Source organism: Ruegeria sp. BC2, assembly GCF_056539245.1.
In genome coordinates this window covers 330448-347898 of the sequence record NZ_JBQFUQ010000001.1, presented here as the reverse complement: position 1 = coordinate 347898, position 17451 = coordinate 330448, and the positions used below count along the sequence as shown (strand labels likewise).

Genomic DNA, 17451 nt, shown 5'->3' with positions numbered 1-17451 from the left:
TTCCTCCCCTTTTTTACCGTGCATTTTTGCAGGCTGTCTTGCGTCCAAGATGTAAGCAAATGCAGCCCTGCGCAAGCGAGGGCTTACCCTCGGGCAAGGGGAAAAAGTAGAATGACGCTACGGCGGTTCGCGAAATGCCCGCGCGTCACCTCACTCGGCGGCCACACCATCGGTGAACTGGAGACGCGCTAGACGTGCGTAAAGCCCATCTTGCGCCACCAGATCGTCATGGGTGCCCTGCGCCACGATCCGGCCGTTCTCCATCACCACGATGCGATCGGCCTTTTTCACGGTGGCCAGACGGTGCGCCACGATCAGGGTGGTGCGCCCGGCGCGCATTTGGTCGACGGCGGCCTGAACGGCGAGCTCGCTCTCGGCGTCCAGCGCCGAGGTGGCTTCGTCCAGCAGCAGAACCGGAGCGTCGCGCAAAATCGCCCGCGCGATGGCGATGCGCTGTTTCTGACCGCCCGACAGCATCACGCCGCGTTCGCCGACGAAACTGTCATAGCCTTCGGGCAGGGCCGAGATGAAGTCATGCGCCGCGGCGGCACTGGCCGCGGCCTCGACCTCGGCATCCGAGGCGTCCAGCCGTCCGAACCGGATGTTTTCGCGCGCCGAGGCCGCAAAGATCACCGGGTCCTGCGGCACCAGCGCCATGTGCTGCCGGAAATCCGCCCGGCGCATGTCGCGCAGATCGATCCCGTCTAGGCTGACCTGACCGGCCTCGGGGTCGTAGAACCGCTGGATCAACTGGATCACGGTCGTCTTGCCCGCGCCGGAGGGTCCGACGAAGGCCACGGTCTCGCCCGGCTTCACCGTCAGCGACAGGTCGTCCAGCGCCAGAACATCGGGCCGGGTCGGGTAGCGGAAGGTCACGTTGTCAAAGGTGATCTGTCCCTTGACCGGCTGCGGCAGCGCCTTTGGCTGTGTCGGGTCGTTGACCGTATCTTCGGCGTTCAGCAACTCGACCAGCCGCTCGGTGGCGCCTGCGGCACGCTGCAGCTCGCTCCAGATTTCGGAAAGGGCGGCCACGGACCCGGCCATGATGATCGAATAGATCACGAACTGGATCAGCACGCCTTCGGTCATCACGCCGTTGCGCACATCGTTCGCCCCCATCCACAAAACGCCGACGATCCCCGAAAACACCAGAAAGATCACGATCACCGTCAGAACCGCCCGGGTCTGAATACGGCGCAGGGACACATGGTACGAGGTCTCGGTCATGTCACCGAACTGACGGCGGCTGGCGTCCTCATGGGTGAACGCCTGTACGGTCTGAACGGCGCCCAGCGCCTCGCCTGCATTGCCCGACGAGGCGGCGATCCAATCCTGGTTTTCGCGGCTGATGACCCTCAGCTGACGCCCGAGAACCAGGATCGGCACCACCACCACCGGGATCAGCAGCAGAACCAGCCCGGTCAGCTTTGCCGAGGTCAGCAACATCAGCACAAGCCCGCCGATGAACATCAGGAAATTCCGCAATGCGATCGACACCGACGAGCCCAGAACGGATTGGATCAGCGTGGTGTCCGTGGTGATACGGCTCAGGACCTCACCGGTCATGATGCGTTCGTAGAAGGCGGGACTCATGCCGATGACGCGGTCAAACACGGCTTTGCGGATGTCAGCCACCACACGTTCACCCAACCGGGTCACCAGCATGTACCGGATACCCGTTCCCACCGCCAGAACCGCCGCGATGCCCAGCGCCGCCAGGAAATACCAATCGAGCAGTTCACCGTCTTCGATGCGGAAGTTGTCGACCACGCGCCGCACCGCCAAAGGCAAGGTCAGGGTCATGCTGGCCGTCAGAACCAGCGCCAGCGTCGCCCCAAGCATCAGCAGCCGATAAGGTTTCATGAACGGCCACAAAGAGGCCAGCACGCCCAGCTTCCGGGATCCGGGTCGATCTTCATGAGCACCGGGCGCCTGCACGTTTGCTTGGTTGGCGGAGCGTGTTCTTGCCATGCCTGACCCTTTTTACCTTCTGGGACTCGCGATATGGCTTCTTGGCGGCGCAGGCGCGCCGGGTCAAGGAGACTGCGCGCAATAGCACCCCGACAAGGGCTTTTTGACGCAACTTATTCCGGAGAGGTTGGAGCGGGTAGACGGAATCGAACCGACATAGCCTGCTTGGAAGGCAGGGGCTTTACCATTAAGCTATACCCGCTTGGTGAAGGGCTGAGTAGTCCATGCCCGGGCCGTCGTCAAGAACCGAAATCCACCTACGCATCGCTTTTGCGACTGCCTGCTTGCGGTCAACCATTGCGGACTGCGCGGCCAACCGCCCATCGCTCTGAATTGCACTTGTTTTGGGGTCGCGCACTGGCGCAGCATACGATTGCAGTGCTTGCCGTTCGCGAAAACCTGCCCAGCGTGTGTACCGCCCCAAACGGTTAATGGGGTTGTTAAGTACCTGTAACAATCAGTTCCTAAATCCGTTTCACAAATTCATTCCGACAGCGAGGAATCATCCAATGAAAGACGTTGATCCAGCCACCCTTTCCGCCGACGACTGGGACGAACTGCATTTCCCGCGCCCCGACGAAAACGACTTTGACCGCGTCGTCGAAAGCGCCCTGTCGCGACGCGGCTTTCTGGGCGGAGTGTTGGCCTTCGGGTCGGGCGCTGCGGCCATGGGCAGCGGTCTTCTGGGGTCAACCTCAGCCCACGCACAGACCGCTTCTCGTTTTGCCTTCACTCCGATTGCGGCCCAGACCGATGGCACCGTGCATGTACCCGAGGGGTATGAATGGAAAGTCCTCATGCGCTGGGGCGATCCGCTGTTCTCCGAGGCTGACGGGTATGACATCACCGATGGTGGACCGGTCGAAAACTCGGACAAGGTTTTTGGCGAAAACACTGATGGTATGGAAACCTTCTCGTTCCAAGGGCACCAGTTGATCGCCATCAATCACGAGTATCCCAATCGCAAAATCAACCTGCCCGCAGCGCAGGAAGGTGTGCCCGCAAACGCGGATGACGTTCGAAAGTTGCAGAACCTGCAGGGTGTGACGGTGATGGAAATTGCCGAAACCCCGGATGGCTGGACCGTGGTCAAGGACAGCCCTTTCAATCGCCGAATTCACCACAACACCCCCATGAAGATCGTGGGGCCGGCAGCTGGCCACGACCTGCTGAAGACCGAGGCCGATCCGACCGGCACAACGTCGCTGGGCACGATGAACAATTGCGGCTCGGGCAAGACACCTTGGGGCACCTACCTGACCTGCGAAGAGAACTTCAACGGCTACTTCGGCTCCAGCAACGAAAGCGCGACATATACTCCAAAGGTCGCGGATGGCTTCAAGCGATACGGCATCAAGGCCGAAAGCTGGAACGGTTACGAATTGTTCGATCCGCGGTTTGACACCTCGAAGAACCCCAACGAACCACATCGCGTCGGCTGGGTGGTCGAAATCGACCCGACCGATCCCAACAGCACCCCGGTCAAGCATACCGGACTTGGGCGGTTCAAACATGAAAACGCCGCGGTCGAGTTGGCCAAGGATGGTCGCGTTGTCGTCTATATGGGCGATGATGAGCGGGGCGAATACCTGTACAAATTCGTCTCTAACAGCGTCTACACCCCCGGCGGGGATACCGAAGGTCTGCTGGATGACGGCACGCTGTATGTGGCCAGATTCAACGACGACATGTCCGGTGAATGGGTGCCGCTGACACCGGAAACCACCGGCATGGACGAGGCCGAGATTTTGATCTTTGCCCGCATCGCTGCGTCTGAGGCCGGTGGAACCACGATGGACCGACCGGAATGGGTTGCAACCAGCCCGGTTCTTGCCGAGGCCTATTGCTGCCTGACCAACAACAAGAACCGTGGTGTCAAACCCAACGCGGGTGGCGATGATACTTCGGTCAATGGCCCCAACCCTCGGGAAGCCAACAAATACGGGCAGATTGTTCGCTGGCGGCCTGCCAACCAGGATCGTGCAGAAACCGCGTTTCAGTGGGATCTGTACGTCATGGCCGGCAATCCGACAGTGCATTCCGATGCGTATGCCGGGTCCGAGAACGTAAACGAAGGCAACCTGTTCAACTCGCCCGACGGGATGATGATCGACAGCACCGGTGTGGTCTGGATCCAGACCGACGGGAACGACGACAACGAAGGCGATTTTGCAGGCCATGGCAACAACCAGATGCTGGCTGGCGACCCGATCTCGGGTGAAATTGTTCGCTTCATGACCGGCCCGAACGGCTGCGAGGTGACCGGTCTGACATGGTCGGCCGACCGCCGGACCATGTTTGTAGGCATCCAGCACCCCGGTGGATCCTGGCCAGATGGGGGCACGCCGCGTTCCTCGATCATCGCGATCAAACGCAAGGATAACGGACTGGTCGGCTGAACCGTCTTACCTCAGCGATCACCCCCGGCGAAGCGTCGGGGGTGACAGCGCTGTTCAGAGTTCTTGGCCCGGCATCGCCAAAGGCCCACCATCGGCTGCAAGGTGACGCTCGGGCAGCCACGGGTTCAGTTCCAGCGCCTCTGCCAGAGCAACGCGGGCTTCTTCCATTCTCTGCAGACCCATGAGGGTCAGAGCACGACCGCTCATCGCTGCGATATGGTTCGGCGACAGTTCCAGCGCGCGGTCCAGATCGGTCAGGGCCGACTCAAAATCCTGACGCAGGAAATTCACGAATGCGCGCTGGTTGTAGCCCTCGGCATACTCGGGGCAGTACGCAATCAAACGGTCGAAATCCTGCAGCGCCCCCAACAGATCCCAGGCGTTTCGTCTGGACATGCCCTGATCCAATACGGTCTGCGCGGCCTCGTCAGGTGCGTCGGCCCACAACTCCCACATCTGGTTCGAGATCTCGCGGGCGGCCATCTCGGTCTCGGCCTGCTGGATCTGACCGATAAGTTCACCCAGCCGGGCGGCGTGATCGGGTGCAGGCGGACAGGTCTCAGCAAGCGCCGGAATCGCAACGCCTGCGCTCAGAACTGTGGAAAGAAGTAGGTGTCTCATAATTCAATGGTGACGCGGATCGCCCTTTCGTCAACCCGCGCCATCGATGGCATCGGCCAGACCGGTCTCTTTCACCGCCTCCATCGCCACGAAGGTTGAGGTGCTGGCCACATGCGGCAGCGACGAAATCTTTTCGGCCAGAACCGCGCGATATTCCGTCATCGACCCGGTCCGCACCTTCAGCAGATAGTCGAAATTCGACGCGATCATATGCGCTTGTTCGATCTCGGGCACTTTGCGGACAGCCGCGTTGAACTCAGCCAGCGCCTTTTCCCGCGTGTCGGTCAAGCGCACCTCGACAAAGGCCACATGGTCCAGCCCTAGGCGGATCGGATCCAGCATGGCGCGATAGCCGGTGATGACCCCCTCGGACTCGAGCCGTTTCAGCCGCGCCTGTGTCGGCGATTTCGACAGCCCGATCCGCCGAGCCAGATCAGCGACCGAGATCCGCCCATCCTCGGCCACGATGGATAGAATCGCGCGGTCGAACCGGTCCAAACCCGGAAAGTCGTTTCGCATGGAGTTTGATCCAAAATTCAGGACGATTTATGCCTAGTAGAACAATTTCGGTCCGTTGTCCCGCAAAATCACCGGTATATTAATCGAAAGACCGGAGGACACATGACTCACAGCCTGCGCCACACCATCGATTCCATGACCTACGCGGACCAGACCGCGTTGCTGAACTCCCTGACCGATCAGGCCGCCCTGACTCAAGCGGTCCGCACCGCCATCTGCGAGGCGGCCGCGCAACTGGTGCGCGACATCCGCTCCAGCACCGCGCCGGGGCTGATGGAGGTGTTTCTGGCGGAATACGGCCTGTCGACCGATGAAGGCATCGCCCTGATGTGTCTGGCGGAGGCACTGTTGCGTGTTCCCGACGCCGACACGATCGACGCGCTGATCGAAGACAAGATCGCACCCTCGGACTGGGGCAAGCACCTGGGCCACTCGTCGTCGTCGCTGGTCAATGCCTCGACCTGGGCGCTGATGCTGACGGGCAAGGTGCTGGACGAGGGCAAGGCCTCGCCGGTCAGCGCTCTGCGCGGCGCCATCAAGCGGCTAGGCGAGCCGGTCATCCGCACCGCCGTCGGGCGCGCGATGAAGGAAATGGGCCGTCAGTTCGTTCTGGGTGAAACGATCCAGTCCGCCATGAAGCGGGCGCAGGGGATGGAGGCCAAGGGCTATACCTATTCCTACGACATGCTGGGCGAGGCCGCGCGCACCGAGGCAGACGCCGCGCGCTATCACCTTTCATATTCCCGTGCCATCGCGGCGATTGCCGATGCCTGCACGCAGGACGACATCCGCGCCAACCCCGGCATCTCGGTTAAACTTTCGGCGCTGCATCCGCGCTACGAAGTAGCCCAGGAACAGCGCGTGATGCACGAACTGGTGCCGCGCCTGCGGGCGCTGGCGCTGCTGGCCAAGGCCGCCGGAATGGGCCTGAACGTCGACGCCGAAGAGGCTGACCGCCTGTCGCTGTCGCTGCAGGTGATCGAGGCGGTTCTGTCCGAGCCAGCGCTGGCCGGATGGGATGGGTTCGGCGTGGTGGTACAGGCCTATGGGCCGCGTGCCGGGCTGGTGCTGGACACGCTTTATGACATGGCCGAGCGGTATGACCGCAAGCTGATGGTGCGTCTGGTCAAAGGCGCCTACTGGGACACCGAGATCAAGCGCGCGCAGGTCGAGGGCGTCGACGGCTTCCCGGTCTTCACCAACAAGGCGGCAACCGACATATCTTACATCGCCAATGCCCGCAAGCTCTTGGGCATGACCGACCGGATCTATCCTCAGTTCGCGACCCACAACGCCCACACGGTCAGCGCGATCCTGCATATGGCCGAGGGCCAGCCCTTCGAGTTCCAGCGCCTGCACGGCATGGGTGAAACCCTGCACCAGATCGTCAAGGACCAACACAATACCCGCTGCCGGATCTACGCGCCGGTTGGCGCGCATCGCGACCTGCTGGCCTATCTGGTGCGGCGGCTGCTGGAAAACGGCGCCAACAGCTCGTTCGTCAACCAGATCGTGGACGAAAACGTTGCCCCCGAAGTGGTGGCCGCCGATCCGTTCGAGGCCGTGCGGAAACCTGCACGCCACATCCCAACCGGCCCCGAACTGTTTCAACCTGAAAGACCAAACTCGCAGGGGTTCGACCTGCATCACACACCGACATTGGACCGGATCGATGCCGCCCGCGACGCCTTTCGCGCACCTCACTGGTTCGCGCAGCCCCTGCTGGCCGGTGACGCAGCGCCCGAGGCCGAGGAACCTGTCATCAACCCCGCCCTGCCCGAGGACCGGCCAGGCGCGGTCGCGCCGGCCAGCGCTGCGGATGTGGAGCTGGCGCTGGCCGCAGCTGCTCCGTGGCAGGCCTCAGCGGTCGAGCGCAGCCGCATCCTGAATGCCGCCGCCGACCTCTACGAGGAGCAGTATGGCGAGCTCTTCGCCCTTCTGGCGCGTGAGGCCGGCAAATCGCTGCCCGATGCGGTAGCCGAACTGCGCGAGGCGGTGGACTTCCTGCGCTACTACGCCGCCAACATCCCCGAGGGCGAGCCTGTGGGCACCTTCACCTGCATCAGCCCGTGGAACTTCCCTCTGGCGATTTTCACCGGGCAGATCTCGGCTGCGCTCGCCGTAGGCAATGCGGTTCTGGCCAAGCCCGCGCCGCAGACTCCGTTGATCGCCCACCGCGCCGTGCAGCTGCTGCACCAGGCCGGAGTACCGCGCGACGCGCTGCAATTGCTGCCGGGCGGGCCATCGGTGGGCGCCGCGCTGACCTCGGACCCGCGGGTTTCCGGCGTGGCCTTCACCGGCTCGACCGCGACGGCGTTGAAAATCCGCGCCGCGATGGCCCAGAACCTCAAACCCGGCACGCCGCTGATCGCGGAAACCGGCGGGTTGAACGCGATGATCGTGGACAGCACCGCCCTGCCCGAACAGGCCGTGCAGTCGATCATCGAAAGCGCCTTCCAGTCGGCGGGCCAGCGCTGTTCCGCCCTGCGCTGCCTGTATCTGCAGGACGACATCGCCGATGACGTGCTGACCATGCTCAAGGGCGCGATGGATGCCCTCTCGGTGGGCGACCCGTGGCTGCTCTCGACCGATTGCGGCCCGGTGATCGACGAACAGGCCCGACAGGGCATCGCCGACCACGTCGCCAAGGCCCGCACTGAGGGTCGTGTTCTGAAGGAACTGGCGCTGCCGCCCGAGGGGATCTTCGTGGCGCCCACGCTGATCGAGGTCCCCGGCATCAATGCGCTGGAACGCGAGATCTTCGGCCCCGTCCTGCACGTCGCCCGGTTCAAGTCACACGAGATCGACCAGGTGATTGCCGACATCAACGCCACCGGCTACGGCCTGACCTTCGGCCTGCACACCCGCATCGACGACCGGGTGCAGCACGTCACCGAGGCGATCCACGCCGGAAATATTTACGTGAACCGTAACCAGATCGGCGCGATCGTCGGCTCGCAGCCTTTCGGCGGCGAAGGCCTGTCCGGCACCGGCCCCAAGGCGGGCGGCCCGAACTATCTGGCCCGTTTCTGCGCCCCGGACCGACAGGTCGTGGCCGCGGAATTGTCCGCCCCAGCCGACCTGCCCGCACCGGTCGGGCAGCCTGCCGCGCCGACGACCCGTTCGATGCCCGGACCGACCGGCGAATCGAACCGGCTGACCGAGTTTCCCCGCGCGCCGTTCCTGTGCCTGGGCCCCGGCCCCGAGGCGGCCAAGGCGCAGGCAAACGCCATTCTCGCGCTTGGCGGCACCGCGATTCAGACCGAGGGCGCGCTTGACCTGCACCGGCTTGAGAACCTGCCGGGAATATCGGCGGTTCTGTGGTGGGGCGATGCGGACACCGCGCGTCAGATCGAGCGCCATCTGGCTCGGCGAGACGGCCCCATCCTGCCGCTGATCCCCGGCTTGCCCGACCGGTCGCGGGTGATGGCCGAGCGCCATGTCTGCGTCGATACCACGGCCGCCGGAGGAAACGCCGCACTTCTGGGCGGTGCGGCATAAGCTGACTTGACGCTGGGCCGGGAAAAGCCCAGCGTCCCCCCATGTTTCCAATTCGAGACCACAACCCTTCTGGGCGGACGCCCTATGTCGTCTATGCGCTGATCGCGGCGAATGTCCTGATTTTCCTCAGCTATGTCGGAATCATGGACGACGCCCGGCTGATCAACCGGTTCTATTTCGACTATGCGATCATCCCCGCCCGCATCAGCGACGGCGTGGCGCTCGAGACGTTGGTGACGTCGATGTTCCTGCATGGCGGCTGGATGCACCTGATCGGCAACATGCTGTTCCTGTGGATCTTCGGCGACAACATGGAGGACGAGATGGGCCACCTGCCCTTCCTGCTGTTCTACATGGTCGCGGGTATCGGCGCCGGGCTGGTCCATATCGTTACGGCTCCCGGGTCGTTGGTTCCCACCATCGGCGCGTCCGGCGCAATTGCGGCCGTGATGGGTGGGTACCTGCTGATGTTCCCCAGGGCGCGTGTCGATATTCTGCTGATTCTGATCATCTACTTCCGGGTCTTCACCATCCCGGCCTTCGTGATGCTGGGTGTCTGGCTGGGCATGCAGTTCCTGGGCAGCCTGTCCAGCAACCCTGACGCAGGCGGTGTGGCCTATTGGGCGCATACGGGCGGTTTCGTGATCGGTTTGGTTCTCTGCATCCCACTGTGGCTGAAACGAGGTGGGCCAGCTTTTTGGAACCGCACCCACGGCCACCCGCCGCATCCCGAACACCGCTACAAGTTCAGCCAGTCCCGTATACCAAGAGTGCCACGCCGATGAGCCAAATGACCGCCACCTGCCATTGCGGCGCCGTGAAGATCGAGGCCGAGTTCCCCGGTGGCCTGTCCACGGCTGCCCGATGCGACTGTTCCTTCTGCATCCGCCGCGGGGCCGCCGCCGTGACCGCCATAACCGAGAGCCTGCGCATTCTTGAAGGCGCCGAGAACCTGAGCCTCTACACGTGGGGAACGCATACGGCGAAACACTATTTCTGCAAGACTTGCGGGATATACGTTTATCACCAAAGACGCTCGGATCCGGGGGAGTGCGGCGTCAACCTTGGCTGCATCGAGGGCGGAAACCCCAGAACCCACGGGCCGATTCCCTGGAACGACGGGGTCAATCACCCCTCTGATCGGCCTGACTGATCCGGACTTTGACCACCGCTCAACCGCGTGATCTCTTGCGCAGCCTGAACGACGTGGGCGGCAAGCTCGGGTGCCCGGTCCGGATTGAATCGCGCGGTCGGCCCAGAGACAGAGATTCCGGCACAAGGCTCCTGCTTGTCGTTGAAGATTGCGGCTCCGATGCAGGACATGCCCGAGTGGCGCTCCTCTCGATCATAAGACCATCCGCGCAGCCGCGTTTCGGTCAGATCCTCGCGCAAGGTATCCAATGTGGCGCAAGTATTGGGCGTATACGGCACAAGCTTGGTGTCCGCCAACACCTTGGCCCGGGATGCCTCGGTCATGGCCGCCAGGATCGCTTTGCCCGTACCCGAGGCATACATCGGCGTACGAGCGCCCGGCGGAAAGAACGCCCGGATCGGGTTCGATGTCTCGACTTGCCCGACAAACACAACTTCCGACCCGTCGGGAACTGCAAGGTTCGCAGTTTCTCCGCTGTCCTGCATCAGGCGTCTAAGAACTGATCGGCCGATCTCGACAACGCTGTTGTGCCGCAGAAACGAAGCGCCTGTGCGATAGGCTTCGACTCCGATCATCCATTCCTGACGTTCTTCGCTGAAGCTGACGAACCCATGCTTTTGCAAGGTCGTCAGGATGCGATGCGTGGTTGCAGTAGGCACGTCGATCTCACGCGCGAGGTCGCTGAGCGCGGTGCGTTCAAGCCGTGCGACCGTGGTCAGGACCCCCAGCGCACGGTCCAACGCCTGCATGGTTCCGGCCGAGCTTTCCTTGAACAACGACTTGGGCCGTCCGCGCGGCCGCTTCTGGGCTGACATTGTGATTCTCCCTCATTTTGGCCGAACGGCCGTCTGGCTTTCTCAGCTGATCACAAACACTCAGCGAAATGAGAAAGTGAATATCCTGCATTTATGGCAGGTTACGCATTTTATCAAAATAATGAAAATATTTTTCAAGAAAATTGCATCACCGCCGACGCGGAGACAGACTTGGGGCAAAGCGGAGGACATGATGATGTCAAAACTGAACCCGGTCTTCATTCCCGGCCCGACGAATATCCCGGATCGCCTCCTGCGCGCGATGCAGGTCCAGACCATTGACCACCGCGCGCCGGATTTCGTTCAGGCCTTTGCTCCGGTACTCGAGGGCCTCAAGCAGGTCTTCCGGTCGACCACGGGTCAGATTGTGACCTTTCCATCCAGCGGCACAGGTGGGTGGGAAGCTGCGATCAGCAACACACTGAGCCCGGGCGACAAGGTTCTTGTGGCCCGCCATGGCGTATTCAGCCATCGCTGGATCGACCTTTGCCAACGGCATGGGCTGGATGTGCAAGTCATCGATTGCCCTTGGGGCAGCGGAGCACCTGCCGATCGGTTTCAGTCGATCCTCGCCGACGACCGGAACCACGACATCCGGGCGGTTCTGGTGACGCATAATGAAACGGCCACCGGCGTGCGATCCGATATCCTGTCGGTCCGATCGGCGATGGATGCCTCGGCGCACCCTGCCCTGCTGATGGTCGATTGCGTCAGTTCGCTGGCCTCGATGCCGTTCGAATTCGATGGCTGGGGCGTCGATATTGCGGTTTCGGGGTCGCAAAAGGGGTTCATGCTGGCCGCTGGAATGGCAATCCTGTGCGTCAGCCCCAAAGCGCTGGCAGCGATGGATGGTGCGCGGCTGCCCCGCACCTATTTCGACTTTCGGGACATGTTGGACGCCAATGCCTCGGGCGGGTTTCCTTACACGCCGCCGCTGCAACTGATCTGCGGGCTGCAGGAAAGCCTGTCGATTCTGTTCGATGAAGGCCTGGACAACGTCTATGCCCGTCACTTCCGTCTGGCTGAAGGCGTGCGTCGGGCCGTCGACGCGTGGGGATTGAACCTGGTCGCTCAATCGCCGGACCTCTACTCGGACACTGTCAGCGCAGTCTATGTACCCGATGGGTTCGACAGCAATGTCCTGACTAACCATACCTATGACACCTATGGAGTGTCCTTCGGGATCGGCCTGGGCCAATTGAACGGCAAGGCGTTTCGCATCGGGCACCTTGGCAGCCTGACGGACGTCATGGTTCTGTCCGGCCTCGCCACGATCGAGATGGCGATGGCCGATCTGAACTACCCGATACAACTGGGCAGCGGCGTGGCGGCAGCGCAGGAATACTTCCGTGCAAACGGCACCAACCGCTCGCGTGCTGCGGCTTGAGGAGATCGGTATGTTGGACACGCTTTCGGCTGCAGAGCTGACGATCGACGACATGCGCGCTGCGCATGAACGGATCAAACCACATATCCGGCGTACACCCGTCCTGTCGTCGGAGTATCTGAACGCACAAACTGGCGCGCGGCTCTTTTTCAAGTGCGAGAACCTGCAGGAGGCCGGAGCCTTCAAGGTCCGCGGCGCCTGCAATGCGGTATTTGGATTGCCCGACGAGATCGCCGGCAACGGCGTCTGCACCCACTCCAGCGGGAATCATGCACTGTCCCTGTCATATGCGGCCGGTCGGCGCGGTATTCCCTGCAACGTCGTCATGCCACGCACCGCACCTCAGGCCAAAAAAGACGCGGTCCGCAGGTTTGGCGGCACGATCAACGAATGTGAGCCTTCGACATCATCGCGCGAAGCGACCTTTGCCGAGGTGCAGGCCAAAACGGGTGGCGAATTCGTGCACCCCTACAACGATCCGCGTGTCATTGCAGGACAGGCCACATGCTCGGCCGAGATGCTGGAACAAACAGGTGGGCTTGATGCCGTTATCGCTCCGATCGGCGGCGGCGGTATGGTGTCGGGCACGTGCCTGACAGTATCAAATCTGGCCCCTGACACCGCGATCTATGCCGCGGAACCTCAGCAGGCTGATGACGCATACCGATCTTTCAAAGCCGGTCGGATCATCGCCGACGACGCACCCAAGACGGTGGCCGATGGCCTTCTGGTTCCGCTCAAGGAAAACACCTGGCACTTCGTGTCGCGGAACGTTGCCGACATCTTCACGGCCTCCGAAGACGAAATCGTGGCGGCCATGAAACTGGCCTGGAAACACCTGCGACTGGTGATTGAGCCATCTTCGGCCGTTCCGTTGGCAACCATTCTCAACAACCCCGAGGTTTTTCGAGGCAAACGCGTCGGCGTGATCCTGACCGGCGGCAATGTGGATTTGGACAAGCTGCCCTGGCTGGCCGGGCAAGGAGGAGAAGGATGAACAGACCCGTGAACATCGATCAATTGGACGTCGGCTTCGACATCCCCGCAGCAATCGGCATGGATGAAAGCGAAATCCAGACTCCTTGCCTGATACTGGACCTCGACGCGCTGGAGCGGAACATCCGCAAGATGGGCGACTACGCCAAAGCGCATGGTATGCGCCATCGGGTGCATGGCAAGATGCACAAGTCTGTGGACGTCGCGCGCCTGCAGGAAAAACTGGGCGGCGCAGTTGGCGTGTGCTGTCAAAAGGTCTCGGAGGCCGAGGTTTTTGCGCGTGGCGGGATCAAGGACATCCTTGTGTCAAACCAGGTGCGCGATCCGGCCAAAATTGACCGCTTGGCTCGGCTGCCGAAGCTGGGCGCGCGAACGCTGGTCTGCGTTGACGACATCGAGAATGTGCCCGAGCTGTCCTCTGCGGCGCAGACCCATGGAACGCAGCTGGAGATCCTGGTCGAGATCGATTGCGGCGCGGGGCGCTGTGGGGTGACTAGCACGGCTGATGTCGTCGACATTGCCCGCGCTGTCGAGGCGGCACCGAACCTGAAGTTCACCGGCCTCCAAGCCTATCAGGGCGCGATGCAACATCTCGACAGCTATGACGCGCGAAAGGAAAAACTGGATGCAGCAATCGCCATGGTGCGGGACGCTGTCGACGGGTTGAAGGCGGACGGGATTGAGTGCGAACTGGTCTCGGGCGGCGGGACGGGATCATATTATTTCGAAAGCAATTCGGGCGTTTACAACGAATTGCAGTGCGGGTCCTACGCATTCATGGATGCCGACTATGGGCGGATTCTGGACCGGAATGGCCAAAGGATCGATCGGGGCGAATGGGAAAACGCCTTGTTCATACTCACCAGCGTCATGAGCCATGCCAAACCGGACAAGGCGATCTGTGACGCAGGGCTCAAGGCACAGTCGATCGACAGCGGTTTGCCGGTGATTTTTGGCCGCGATGATGTCGAATACCTGAAATGTTCGGACGAACACGGTGTGATCGGCGACCCCAACGGCGTGTTGCGGGTGAACGACAAGTTGCGTCTGGTCCCCGGGCACTGCGATCCGACCTGCAACGTGCACGACTGGTATGTTGGCGTGCGCAACGGAAGGGTCGAGACCCTGTGGCCGGTCTCTGCTCGCGGCAAGGCGTTTTGATCATGAGGGACGAGATGAACGCTGAAACCAATCTGATACAGATCGTTGGCGAAGACCTCTGCAAGCAGCTGGTCAACCGCAAGCTGGCGTTTGACGCAATTCAAGACGTGTTCTCAGCGATGGCACGCGACGGAGCGCGCAACTTCCCCGTCATCCGCGAAGGGCTGGGTCATGCCGGCGCCGTATATGGGTTCAAATCCGGCTTTGACGCCGAAGCGCTGGTTCTGGGCGTCAAATCTGGCGGCTATTGGCCGGGTAACGCCGATCGCGGGCTGACCAACCACCAATCCACCGTTATCCTGTTCGATCCCGATACCGGACAGCCTTCCGCGCTGGTCGGTGGAAACTATCTTACGGCTATCCGCACGGCTGCGTCCTCTGCAGTGTCGATCGCGCACCTGGCCCGTAAGGACGCCAAGGTGCTTGGCATGGTCGGCGCGGGCCATCAATCGGCCTTTCAGTTGCGCGCCGCCGCCGAGCAGCGCGACTTTGAAAAGGTGGTGGCATGGAATCCCCATCCCGAAATGCTTCCGAAACTGGCCGCTGTCGCGCAGGACATCGGGCTGGATTTCGAATCCGTCTCGCAGCGGGAACTGGGGGCACAGGCCGACGTTATCATCACGATCACATCGGCGTTCGAACCGTTGTTGATGCGGGACTGGATCAATCCCGGAACGCATCTGGCCTGCATGGGCACCGACACGAAGGGCAAGATGGAAGTCGACCCCGAACTGGTTGCTTCGGCTCAGGTCTTCACCGACGAGGTTGCCCAGTCCGTCACCATCGGTGAGGCGCAACATGCCGTGGCTTCGGGCGCGCTGGATCCTGACGCCATCACGCCGATTGGAGCGGTGATCAATGGCGATCATCTCGGCCGGACAAAGGTTGATCAGATCACCCTGTTCGATGGGACCGGGGTCGGGTTGCAGGACCTGGCCGTGGCATCCGTGGCCGCGCGGCTGGCTTCCGAGGTCGGTTTGGCGAGTACTGTACGCCTTTGAAACAAAACGCGCGGCCCATTCGGCCGCGCGATCTTAGAAATTGGTTATGGTCGTTTCCGGCCGCCGTATTGACGGATCAGCCGCGGATCACCTTGGCGAACTGGTCGAAAATCGGTTCGTTGGCGCAGATGACTTCCCCGTCGGACAGAATGCTGCCTTCGGGGTTCAACGGTTGAACGAACCCACCCGCCTCTTTCACGATGATGATGCCAGCGGCCAGATCCCAGGCGTTCAGGCGACGCTCCCAGAAGCCTTCGTAGCGGCCAGCGGCAACATAGGCCATATCCAGCGCAGCTGCACCCCAGCGGCGCACACCCGCGCAGGCAGGCATCAGACGGGCCAGGTCCTGCAACGTGGCAGGCAGGTCCGAGCGGCCACCAAACGGCAAACCGGTCGAGAAGATCGATTCGATCATCCGGCTGCGGCTCGACACGCGGATACGCATGTCGTTCATCCAGGCACCCTCGCCCTTTTCGGCAAAGAACATTTCGTCCTTCGCGGGATCGTAGATGACGCCCGCGACGATCTTGCCCTTGTGTTCAAGTGCTATCGAAACCGCCCAATGTGGCAGGCCGTGCAGGAAATTGGTCGTCCCGTCCAAAGGATCAACGATCCAACGCCGGGTCGGGTCTTCGCCCTCGATCACACCACCTTCTTCAGCCAGCCAACCGTAGGTGGGTCGCGCGCCCAGCAGTTCTTCTTTCAGAATGCTCTCGGCTGCAATGTCGGCCTTCGAGACGAAATCGCCCGCGCCCTTCATCGACACCTGCAGGTTCTCGACTTCGCGAAAGTCTTTTACCAGCGATCGGCCCGCTTTGCGCGCTGCCTTGATCATGATGTTGAGATTTGCACTGCCAACCATAGTTCCGAGGCTCCTGTCCGGTCAAACCGCGCGTATACTGGCGCAACGCCCCCTTGCCAAGAGGAATGATGCGCATAGCAGCATGCCGTTTCCCGCGTGGCCAAAACCTTATTGCTGCTGCAGCTTGCGCGCCTCTAGGCTGGCCAGCTTGACCAATTCCTGCACAAAAGGTTTTTCCATGTCCTCGGTGCGAACTGCGGCATAAAGCCGACGCGTGATGCCATCCTTGGTCAGCGGGCGGGTCACATAGTCCGAGTTGTACTTGACCTCGCGCACCACCCAGTCGGGCAGAACGGATATTCCACGGTTTGACGCCACAAGCAGCAGGATCACGGCGGTCAACTCAACTTGCCGGATCGCAGCAGGCTCAACGCGGGCCGGGATGAGAAGCTGGCTGAAGATATCAAGCCTCGTGCGTTCGACCGGATAGGTGATCAGCGTTTGACCGCGAAAATCCTCGGCCTCAATATACGGTTTTTCTGCCAACGGATGGGTCGAGGCCGCAACGAAAACGGGGTTGTAGTCGAACAGTTCGATGAACTCGACGCCCAGCAGGTCTTCGGGGTCCGAGGAGACGACCAGATCGACCTCTTCCTTCTGCAGCGCGGGCAGCGCGTCAAAGGCCAGACCCGGCCGGATATCGACATCCACATCCGGCCAAGACTTGCGGAAGGCCTCGAGCACCGGGAACAGCCATTCAAAACAGGCGTGGCATTCGATCGCGATGTGCATCCGCCCCGTGCGCCCGTCGCGCAGCGAGGAAAACTCCTCCTGCATCGCTTCGACCTGCGGCAGAATCTGCTCGGCCAGACGCAGAAGGCGCAGCCCAGCGGCCGACAATTTCATCGGTTTCGACCGGCGCAGGAACAGCTCGACGCCGGCCTGATCCTCCAGCCCTTTGATCTGATGACTGAGCGCCGACTGCGTGATGTTCAGTTGATCCGCCGCACGGGCCAACCCACCACATTCATGGATGGCTTTGATCGTGCGCAGGTGTCGAAATTCGATATGCATCTTTCGCGTCGTTCATGTTGTTCTTGAATAATATGAGTTTGTCTCACAAAG

General features: G+C 61.7%; 14 protein-coding genes and 1 tRNA gene. 8 read left to right on the top strand and 7 right to left on the bottom strand.

The window, feature by feature from the left end; genetic code table 11:
• Positions 1-150 precede the first annotated feature (150 nt).
• A complete protein-coding gene (locus tag ACR0CU_RS01690; protein ID WP_170444725.1) occupies positions 151-1971 on the bottom strand; it encodes an ABC transporter transmembrane domain-containing protein in 1821 nt (606 codons plus the stop codon).
• Between the two features lie 128 nt (positions 1972-2099).
• Positions 2100-2173: transfer RNA gene (locus ACR0CU_RS01685), tRNA-Gly, on the bottom strand.
• Positions 2174-2480: 307 nt separating this feature from the next.
• Between ACR0CU_RS01685 and ACR0CU_RS01680 the strand changes: the two genes are divergently transcribed.
• On the top strand, positions 2481-4370 hold the full coding sequence (locus ACR0CU_RS01680; RefSeq protein WP_170444722.1) for a PhoX family protein: 1890 nt from the start codon (positions 2481-2483) through the stop codon (positions 4368-4370).
• 54 nt (positions 4371-4424) lie between these two features.
• Here ACR0CU_RS01680 and ACR0CU_RS01675 read toward each other — a convergent pair whose 3' ends face one another.
• On the bottom strand, positions 4425-4991 hold the full coding sequence (locus ACR0CU_RS01675) for a tetratricopeptide repeat protein (protein ID WP_170369566.1): 567 nt from the start codon (positions 4989-4991) through the stop codon (positions 4425-4427).
• A 30-nt stretch (positions 4992-5021) separates the two neighbouring features.
• Entirely contained in the window at positions 5022-5510 is a 489-nt protein-coding gene (locus ACR0CU_RS01670; RefSeq protein ID WP_170357186.1) for an Lrp/AsnC family transcriptional regulator, read from the bottom strand.
• 102 nt (positions 5511-5612) lie between these two features.
• Between ACR0CU_RS01670 and putA the strand changes: the two genes are divergently transcribed.
• The 3 genes from putA to ACR0CU_RS01655 are packed head-to-tail and all read left to right on the top strand — an operon-like array spanning position 5613 to position 10164.
• Positions 5613-9011 (top strand): bifunctional proline dehydrogenase/L-glutamate gamma-semialdehyde dehydrogenase PutA, encoded by a 3399-nt coding sequence (gene putA / locus ACR0CU_RS01665; RefSeq protein WP_480642324.1) that lies wholly within the window; start codon positions 5613-5615, stop codon positions 9009-9011.
• A 41-nt stretch (positions 9012-9052) separates the two neighbouring features.
• Positions 9053-9796 carry a rhomboid family intramembrane serine protease gene (locus ACR0CU_RS01660; RefSeq protein WP_170444716.1) on the top strand — a complete coding sequence of 248 codons (744 nt, stop codon included), beginning with the start codon at positions 9053-9055 and terminating at the stop codon, positions 9794-9796.
• The gene (locus ACR0CU_RS01655) at positions 9793-10164 is read left to right on the top strand and encodes a GFA family protein (protein ID WP_170444714.1); all 372 of its coding nucleotides are present in this window, start codon (positions 9793-9795) and stop codon (positions 10162-10164) included. The genes ACR0CU_RS01660 and ACR0CU_RS01655 overlap by 4 nt, the downstream gene beginning before the upstream one ends.
• On the opposite strand, the gene ACR0CU_RS01650 is transcribed toward ACR0CU_RS01655, so the two are convergent.
• Complete coding sequence (locus ACR0CU_RS01650) at positions 10140-10979, bottom strand: IclR family transcriptional regulator (protein WP_170404714.1); 840 nt, start codon at positions 10977-10979, stop codon at positions 10140-10142. The genes ACR0CU_RS01655 and ACR0CU_RS01650 overlap by 25 nt on opposite strands.
• A gap of 196 nt (positions 10980-11175) precedes the next feature.
• On the opposite strand from ACR0CU_RS01650, the gene bhcA reads away from it, so the two are divergent.
• The 4 genes from bhcA to bhcD are packed head-to-tail and all read left to right on the top strand — an operon-like array spanning position 11176 to position 15524.
• A complete protein-coding gene (bhcA, locus tag ACR0CU_RS01645; protein ID WP_170444711.1) occupies positions 11176-12366 on the top strand; it encodes an L-aspartate--glyoxylate aminotransferase BhcA in 1191 nt (396 codons plus the stop codon).
• Between the two features lie 10 nt (positions 12367-12376).
• Positions 12377-13363 carry a beta-hydroxyaspartate dehydratase BhcB gene (gene bhcB, locus ACR0CU_RS01640; protein ID WP_170444708.1) on the top strand — a complete coding sequence of 329 codons (987 nt, stop codon included), beginning with the start codon at positions 12377-12379 and terminating at the stop codon, positions 13361-13363.
• Positions 13360-14523 carry a 3-hydroxy-D-aspartate aldolase BhcC gene (gene bhcC, locus ACR0CU_RS01635; RefSeq protein WP_170444705.1) on the top strand — a complete coding sequence of 388 codons (1164 nt, stop codon included), beginning with the start codon at positions 13360-13362 and terminating at the stop codon, positions 14521-14523. The genes bhcB and bhcC overlap by 4 nt, the downstream gene beginning before the upstream one ends.
• Before the next feature lie 14 nt (positions 14524-14537).
• Entirely contained in the window at positions 14538-15524 is a 987-nt protein-coding gene (gene bhcD, locus ACR0CU_RS01630) for an iminosuccinate reductase BhcD (protein WP_217356752.1), read from the top strand.
• A gap of 76 nt (positions 15525-15600) precedes the next feature.
• On the opposite strand, the gene ACR0CU_RS01625 is transcribed toward bhcD, so the two are convergent.
• Both ACR0CU_RS01625 and ACR0CU_RS01620 read right to left on the bottom strand, forming a co-directional pair.
• Positions 15601-16386 carry an inositol monophosphatase family protein gene (locus ACR0CU_RS01625; RefSeq protein ID WP_170444700.1) on the bottom strand — a complete coding sequence of 262 codons (786 nt, stop codon included), beginning with the start codon at positions 16384-16386 and terminating at the stop codon, positions 15601-15603.
• 108 nt (positions 16387-16494) lie between these two features.
• A complete protein-coding gene (locus tag ACR0CU_RS01620) occupies positions 16495-17400 on the bottom strand; it encodes a LysR family transcriptional regulator (protein ID WP_170450877.1) in 906 nt (301 codons plus the stop codon).
• Positions 17401-17451: the final 51 nt, after the last annotated feature.

What these genes read in the sequence shown, in the direction of transcription:
- ACR0CU_RS01690 (WP_170444725.1), bottom strand. Translation starts at nt 1,971, where the DNA reads ATGGCAAGAACACGCTCCGCCAACCAAGCAAACGTGCAGGCGCCCGGT.
- ACR0CU_RS01680 (WP_170444722.1), top strand. Translation starts at nt 2,481, where the DNA reads ATGAAAGACGTTGATCCAGCCACCCTTTCCGCCGACGACTGGGACGAA.
- ACR0CU_RS01675 (WP_170369566.1), bottom strand. Translation starts at nt 4,991, where the DNA reads ATGAGACACCTACTTCTTTCCACAGTTCTGAGCGCAGGCGTTGCGATT.
- ACR0CU_RS01670 (WP_170357186.1), bottom strand. Translation starts at nt 5,510, where the DNA reads ATGCGAAACGACTTTCCGGGTTTGGACCGGTTCGACCGCGCGATTCTA.
- putA (WP_480642324.1), top strand. Translation starts at nt 5,613, where the DNA reads ATGACTCACAGCCTGCGCCACACCATCGATTCCATGACCTACGCGGAC.
- ACR0CU_RS01660 (WP_170444716.1), top strand. Translation starts at nt 9,053, where the DNA reads ATGTTTCCAATTCGAGACCACAACCCTTCTGGGCGGACGCCCTATGTC.
- ACR0CU_RS01655 (WP_170444714.1), top strand. Translation starts at nt 9,793, where the DNA reads ATGAGCCAAATGACCGCCACCTGCCATTGCGGCGCCGTGAAGATCGAG.
- ACR0CU_RS01650 (WP_170404714.1), bottom strand. Translation starts at nt 10,979, where the DNA reads ATGTCAGCCCAGAAGCGGCCGCGCGGACGGCCCAAGTCGTTGTTCAAG.
- bhcA (WP_170444711.1), top strand. Translation starts at nt 11,176, where the DNA reads ATGTCAAAACTGAACCCGGTCTTCATTCCCGGCCCGACGAATATCCCG.
- bhcB (WP_170444708.1), top strand. Translation starts at nt 12,377, where the DNA reads ATGTTGGACACGCTTTCGGCTGCAGAGCTGACGATCGACGACATGCGC.
- bhcC (WP_170444705.1), top strand. Translation starts at nt 13,360, where the DNA reads ATGAACAGACCCGTGAACATCGATCAATTGGACGTCGGCTTCGACATC.
- bhcD (WP_217356752.1), top strand. Translation starts at nt 14,538, where the DNA reads ATGAACGCTGAAACCAATCTGATACAGATCGTTGGCGAAGACCTCTGC.
- ACR0CU_RS01625 (WP_170444700.1), bottom strand. Translation starts at nt 16,386, where the DNA reads ATGGTTGGCAGTGCAAATCTCAACATCATGATCAAGGCAGCGCGCAAA.
- ACR0CU_RS01620 (WP_170450877.1), bottom strand. Translation starts at nt 17,400, where the DNA reads ATGCATATCGAATTTCGACACCTGCGCACGATCAAAGCCATCCATGAA.